Origin of the sequence: Mesorhizobium sp. Cs1321R2N1, assembly GCF_037179725.1 — a bacterium.
Lineage (GTDB): Bacteria > Pseudomonadota > Alphaproteobacteria > Rhizobiales > Rhizobiaceae > Mesorhizobium > Mesorhizobium salmacidum.
The window spans coordinates 1-6011 of the sequence record NZ_JAPYKP010000222.1 but is presented as its reverse complement, the minus strand read 5'-3'; the positions used below and the strand labels follow the sequence as shown (position 1 = coordinate 6011).

General features: G+C 66.4%; 6 protein-coding genes. 2 read left to right on the top strand and 4 right to left on the bottom strand.

Annotation, left to right across the window (positions count from 1 at the left end; translation table 11 throughout):
• The 4 genes from O7A61_RS30495 to hemC all read right to left on the bottom strand — a co-directional run.
• On the bottom strand, positions 1–695 hold a 695-nt coding region (locus tag O7A61_RS30495), incomplete at its 3' end, for a heme biosynthesis HemY N-terminal domain-containing protein (RefSeq protein ID WP_337132910.1).
• Between the two features lie 10 nt (positions 696–705).
• A complete protein-coding gene (locus O7A61_RS30490) occupies positions 706–2181 on the bottom strand; it encodes a COG4223 family protein (protein WP_337132909.1) in 1476 nt (491 codons plus the stop codon).
• Positions 2182–2291: 110 nt separating this feature from the next.
• The gene (locus O7A61_RS30485) at positions 2292–3008 is read right to left on the bottom strand and encodes a uroporphyrinogen-III synthase (protein ID WP_337132908.1); all 717 of its coding nucleotides are present in this window, start codon (positions 3006–3008) and stop codon (positions 2292–2294) included.
• A 2-nt stretch (positions 3009–3010) separates the two neighbouring features.
• Positions 3011–3949 (bottom strand): hydroxymethylbilane synthase, encoded by a 939-nt coding sequence (gene hemC / locus O7A61_RS30480; protein ID WP_337132907.1) that lies wholly within the window; start codon positions 3947–3949, stop codon positions 3011–3013.
• Positions 3950–4052: 103 nt separating this feature from the next.
• Between hemC and tsaD the strand changes: the two genes are divergently transcribed.
• Together tsaD and O7A61_RS30470 are read left to right on the top strand one after the other, a co-directional pair.
• A complete protein-coding gene (gene tsaD / locus O7A61_RS30475) occupies positions 4053–5138 on the top strand; it encodes a tRNA (adenosine(37)-N6)-threonylcarbamoyltransferase complex transferase subunit TsaD (protein ID WP_337132911.1) in 1086 nt (361 codons plus the stop codon).
• On the top strand, positions 5135–6011 hold an 877-nt coding region (locus O7A61_RS30470; protein ID WP_337132906.1), incomplete at its 3' end, for an NAD(P)H-dependent glycerol-3-phosphate dehydrogenase. The genes tsaD and O7A61_RS30470, both read left to right, overlap by 4 nt.

Here is a 6011-nt window from a genome sequence, read left to right as displayed (position 1 = left end):
AGCACGGCGCGGCGGCGGTTGGCGGCGTCGCGTTCGATTTGCCGCGTCGACTTCTGCGCATCGACCAGTTTCAGCGCCCCGTCCCAGTCGCCGCGCGCGGTCAGCTCCTCCAACGTCGATTCGGCTGCCCAGGCCAGTTGCGGCGCCACGGCGGCGGCACGGCCGGCATAGTGCCGGGCTGCGTTGCGGTCGCCCAGCCGCTCAGCCTCCAGGTAAAGCCCGCGCAGCCCAAGCAGCCGCATTTCGGGGTCGTCGAGCATGCTCTCGAACTTTTGGCGCGCGCCTTCATGATCGCCTTCGAGCAGCGATGCCTGCGCCTCGAGCAGATGGATCAGGGGCTCCTGGTCGGAGCGGATCAGCTTGGCCGCTTCCTTGGTCTTCTTGCGGGCCAGCGCCCCGTCGCCGGCACCGGCGGCGATCATGCCGGTCGACAGCGCCTGATAGCCACGGTCACGGCGGCGCACGCGGAAATAGCGCGAGATGGTGTAGGGACTGTTCCACAGCGACTTGATGAGCCACCAGACGATCATCACCGCCGCAACGACGGCAACGACGGCCACCGCCGCCACCATCAGGCTCACCTGGTATTGGTAGCCGTTGAAGGTGACGACCATGTCGCCGGGCCTGTCGGCCAGCCAGGCAAAGCCCAGCCCGAGCGCGAAGACGACGATGAGGAAGGCGAGCAGGCGGATCATCGTGTTGCCCTCATGCCTTCATCGCGCCGGAGATCAGTGCGTCGACCTGGGTTTCGACCTCGATGCGGGCTTTCAGTTTGCCGGCAAAGTCGGCGCCCGCGGCCTTCACGGCTTGCGGCAACGTGTCATATTCGCTGAGTGCCTTGGCATAGTCGCCCTGAGTGACCGCAACCTCCATGCGCGCCACGGTTTCCGGTGCGCCGGCGCCTTCGACGGCGCCGATCGGCCGGACCTTGACCAGCGATTCGGCGCTCGACATCAGGTTCTGCAGGAAGCCGGCATTCTGGTCGACCGGCGTGGCCGCTGCCACCATGGCATTGGCGGCCGCATCCATCTGCGAGGCGATCTCGGTGCGGGTCGGCACGCCTTTTTCGGCATAGGGGCGCAATGTCGCGAGCTGCGGCGCATCAGGCGAAATCGCGGCCAGCGTATCGAGTTCGGCCGAAAACGGCGCGCCACGATCGAGCGCGGCCTTCAGCGCCGAAGCCGCGATGGCGAGCGCGACCTTCGGCTGCGATGCCTGTGCATCGACCTTGCCGGAAAGCTGCGACACCGACTGTTCGAGCGCGGCCAGCCGGCCTTCCTGCGCCTTCGCCGCTTCGCCCGTCGACTTCACCAGCGCATCGAGACCCGCCATTTTTTCGTTGAGCGGACCAAGATCGACCGGTGCCGTGCTGCCGGCCTTGCCGAGGGCCGCCACCGTGGTTTCGATCTGCTTGACCTTGTCGCCAAGTGCTGCGAGCCCGGCATTGTCGCCGGCGCCGCCCTGTTCGACCGCCGATTTCAATGCCGCGACATCGCTCTTGACCTGGTCGAGCCCCGACGACAGGCCATCCACCCTGGCCGACACACCATTGTTGTTGCCGGCTTCCCTCATGTCCGCGATTTCGCTCTTCAGCGAGGCGATCTCGCCATTGACACCAGCGAGCGAGGCGCCGGGAGCGGATCCCGGCGCGCCGAGCAGGCCGGCAAATTGCAGGCCGCCGGCACCGACCAGCGCGATGACACCACCGATGATGCCGGCGGCGATGCCGTTGAGGCCGCCCCGCTTCGGCTGCACTGTCATCGGTTCGCTCCTTGCGTCGGCTTTTCCGGAAGCCCCCTTGGTCTCGGCGGTTTTGGCGGTTGCATCCTCAAAATTATAGTCGGAAGCCTTGGCGCGGTTGGCGGGAGTATCCGAACCGGGATAAGGCATTTCCGGCTCGGCGGTCTTGGCCTCGGCATGCGGTGGCGAATCCGTGCCAGACTGCCCGGCGGCATCGCCATGCTCCCAGGGTTCGAGATCCGCCTGATCGGCATGCACCGGCTCTTCCGGGGGCTCTGGCCGCGAGGCGTTCGCTGCTTCCTCTGCCTTCGCCTCGTCCGTCTGGGCGATATCCTTGGCGGCATCCCCGTCGTTGATGCGTGAGACGGCGCCCGGATCGAGGTCGATGGTCACCGGCTCGCGGCGGCCTTTCGAGTGTCGCATCTTCGGCGTCTTGACCATGCATGGGCTCCGCAAAATTCGCTTCGTCTCAACGCCCGGCGGCGCGTGATGGTTCAGAAAGGGTCTAGCACATCACCAAGCGGTGAAAAGGGGCGGTGTGATGACGCGGGTCAGGGCCGTGCCCGCAAAAGTGCCAGCAGCGCCTCCTCGTCGGATCGTGCGGCGATGCGGACTGCTTTGCCGGCACTGTCGCCGAAGGCGGCGGCGATGCGCGCGGAAAGGACAAAAACCCGCGTCTTTTCAAAGACCTTTTGCAGGGCAGGCCGGCTGGCCAGGACCTGCATCGCGGCAGCGGCCTTGGCCGAATAGAGCAGCACCGCATCGACGGATTGGCCTGCTATCAGCGGAAGAATCGCTTCGTCCGAATAGCTCACCGCAATCGTGTTATAAGTCTCGACGGCATGGACCTGGACGTGAGCAGCTTTCAGCTTCTGTTCGAAGGCGGGAAACCGCACGCGCCCGCAGAGATAGCCGATCGCTTTACCGGAAAACGCGATTCCCATGCCAGCGGCCAGCGCCTCGGCATCGCCAGGCCCCTCGCTGACCGAGAGAAAGCCTGCGTCGCGCGCCGCCTCCGCTGTCCTCTTGCCGACAGCATGGCAAGGCAGGTTGGACAGCACCGCCACCAGATCTCCAGGGGTATGGCGCACGGCATTGGCGCTGGTGACGGCCACGGCTGCCACATCGTCCGGAACCGCCTTGACATCGACCGACAGTGCGATCGTCTCCGTCAACGGCAGCAGAAGAGGCTCAAAACCCATCTCCTCCAGCTTTCGCGCCGTGCGCGACGCACCCGGTTCCGGTCTGGTGACCAGGACGCGGAGCATTTTCAGAGCCAACCGTCGAAGAACTTTTCGCCGGCCCTGGCCCGAACTGTCCGTGCGGCATCAGCCCCAATTTCCGCTGCGTCCGCGGCCTCGCCTTCCAGCCGGACGTCATGCCACTCCGTGCCGTCGGGCGAGATGATCAGCCCGGCAAAGGACAGTTTCCCGCCTGATACCGTCGCATGGCCGGCGATCGGTGTGCGGCACGAGCCGTCGAGCGCGGCGAGAAACGCGCGCTCGCAGGCCAAGGCCTGGCCGGTCGGCGCGTGATGGATCGCCGCAAGCATGTTCTCGATATCACGGTCGCCGACGCGTGTTTCGATGCCGATCGCGCCTTGTCCCGGCGCCGGCGGAAAGTCCTCCAGCGACATCAGGTCGGTGATCACGCCTTCGAGCCCAAGCCGCTTCAGCCCGGCATAGGCGAGGATGGTGCCCTCGGCGATGCCTTCATCCAGCTTGCGCAGCCTCGTCTGCACATTGCCGCGGAACATCACCACCTCGAAATCCGGCCGCATCCGGCGGATCAGCGCCTGGCGACGGAGCGACGACGATCCGACCTTGGCGCCGTGTGGCAGATCGACGATCCGCTTGACCGCCTTGCCTATGAAAGCGTCGCGCGCGTCTTCGCGCGGCAGGAAAGTGGAGAGCTCCAGTCCGTCAGGAAGCATCGTCGGCATGTCCTTCGACGAATGCACGGCGATGTCTATACGACCATCGAGCAGCGCTTCCTCGATTTCCTTGGTGAACAGGCCCTTGCCGCCGGCCTCCGACAGTGGCCGGTCCTGAATACGGTCGCCGCTGGTCGAGATGGGCACCACTTCAAACGCCTGCTCGGGAAGGCCATGCGCTTTCATTAGCCGCACACGCGTCTCATGCGCCTGGGCGAGCGCCAGCGGGCTGCCGCGTGTTCCGATTTTCCGTGTTCCGATTTTCAAAGTTTGCATGGCGCGCGGTCCGTGATAACCCCCGAGCGAAATCGAGGTCTTGCCGGCCTTTTCCTAATGGGGAATAGCCACATAAACAATCTCTTGGGATAGCGACGAATTGATCCGCGTTCTGGGCATTGAGACGAGTTGCGACGAGACCGCCGCCAGCGTCGTGGCGCTGGAGGGCGATGCCGCGCCGAAAATCCTGTCCAATATCGTGCTCTCCCAGATCGAGGAGCATGCCGCCTTCGGCGGTGTCGTGCCGGAGATCGCCGCGCGCGCGCATGTCGAGGCGCTGGACGGCATCGTCGAGGCGGCACTCGCCGATTCGGGCGTGGCGCTTGCCGATATCGACGCGATCGCCGCGACGGCCGGGCCGGGCCTCGTCGGCGGACTGATCGTCGGCCTGATGACGGCCAAGGCTATCGCGGCGGCGGCCGGCAAGCCGCTGATCGCCGTCAATCACCTCGAAGGCCACGCCTTGACGGCGCGGCTGACCGACGGCCTGGAATTCCCCTATCTCTTGCTGCTGGTCTCCGGCGGCCACACGCAGATCCTCGCCGTGCGCAGCGTCGGCGACTACCAGCGCTGGGCCACCACCATCGACGACGCGCTCGGCGAAGCCTTCGACAAGACCGCCAAAATGCTCGGCCTGCCCTATCCCGGCGGTCCCAATGTCGAAAAGGCGGCGCTGTCGGGCAATGCCTCGCGCTTTGCCTTTCCGCGGCCGATGAAAGGCTCGGCACAGCCCGATTTCTCCTTTTCCGGTTTGAAGACCGCCGTGCGCCAGGCGGCAACCGCGATCGAGCCCTTGAGCGACCAGGATGTCGCCGACATCTGCGCCTCGTTCCAGGCGGCGGTCGCCGATGCGCTGGCCGACCGCGTTTCTCGCGCTCTGGCACGCTTTCGCAAGACATTCCCTGGCACCAAAAACCCGGCGCTGGTCGTCGCCGGCGGCGTCGCCGCCAACCGCGCCATCAAGGCGACGCTGGAGCGGCTATGTACCGAGAATGGTTTCACCTTCGTCGCGCCGCCGCTGAAATTGTGCACCGACAATGCCGCGATGATCGCCTGGGCCGGCATTGAGCGGCTGCGCGAAGGCATGGCGCAGGAGAACGGCTTCGATTTCGTGCCACGCTCGCGCTGGCCGCTGGATAGCGTCTCGACGCCAATGGTCGGCTCCGGCCGGCGCGGAGCCAAGGCATGACCGATCAAGCCAAGAAGAGCGAGGGCCACGGCAAAAGCGGCTGGCGTGTCGCCGTGATCGGCGGCGGCGCTTGGGGCACGGCGCTGGCGCTGGCCATGCTGCGCGCCGGCCACTCGGTACGGCTGTTCGCGCGTGCCCCTGAAACCGTGGCCTCGATCGGTCGTGGCGAGAACCCGCGCTATCTCCCGGGCATTGCCATCGCGCCCGGCATAGACGCGACGAGCGACGTCGAGGCAGCGCTTGCCGGGGCCGATTGCGTGCTGGCGGTGACGCCTGCGCAAGCGTTGCGGGCGACGCTGGCGGCCGCGAAGAATCATATGCCGGCTGGCATTCCACTCGTGCTTTGCGCCAAGGGCATCGAGCGCGACACCGGCGCCTTGCTGTCGGCAATCGCTGCGGAAATCCTGCCGCGAAACCCGGTCGCCGCCCTGTCGGGGCCAAGCTTCGCCAGCGACGTCGCCCGCGGTCTGCCGACGGCGGTGGTTGTGGCTGCCGGCGACGAGGCGCTAGCGGCCGACCTTGCCGCCCGTTTCTCGGCTGAAAACCTGCGCTGCTATTCGAGCGACGACCTGATCGGCGTCGAAATCGGCGGCGCCTTGAAGAACGTCTTCGCCATCGCCGCCGGCGCTGTCACCGGTGCCAGGCTCGGCGCCAGCGCCCAGGCCGCCATGGTCACGCGCGGCTTCGTCGAGCTGCGCCGCATCGGTGCCGCCTTTGGCGCCAGGCCCGAAACCCTGATGGGGCTTTCCGGCCTTGGCGACCTGCTGCTCACTTGCTCGTCGACGCAATCGCGCAATTTCGCCTATGGGCTGGCGCTCGGGCAAGGCAAGGCGCTTTCCGGACTGCCGCTGGCCGAGGGCGTGCCGACCGCGG

Coding starts and splice junctions, on each gene's coding strand:
- O7A61_RS30485 (WP_337132908.1), bottom strand. CDS start 3,008: ATGCTCCGCGTCCTGGTCACCAGACCGGAACCGGGTGCGTCGCGCACG.
- O7A61_RS30490 (WP_337132909.1), bottom strand. CDS start 2,181: ATGGTCAAGACGCCGAAGATGCGACACTCGAAAGGCCGCCGCGAGCCG.
- hemC (WP_337132907.1), bottom strand. CDS start 3,949: ATGCAAACTTTGAAAATCGGAACACGGAAAATCGGAACACGCGGCAGC.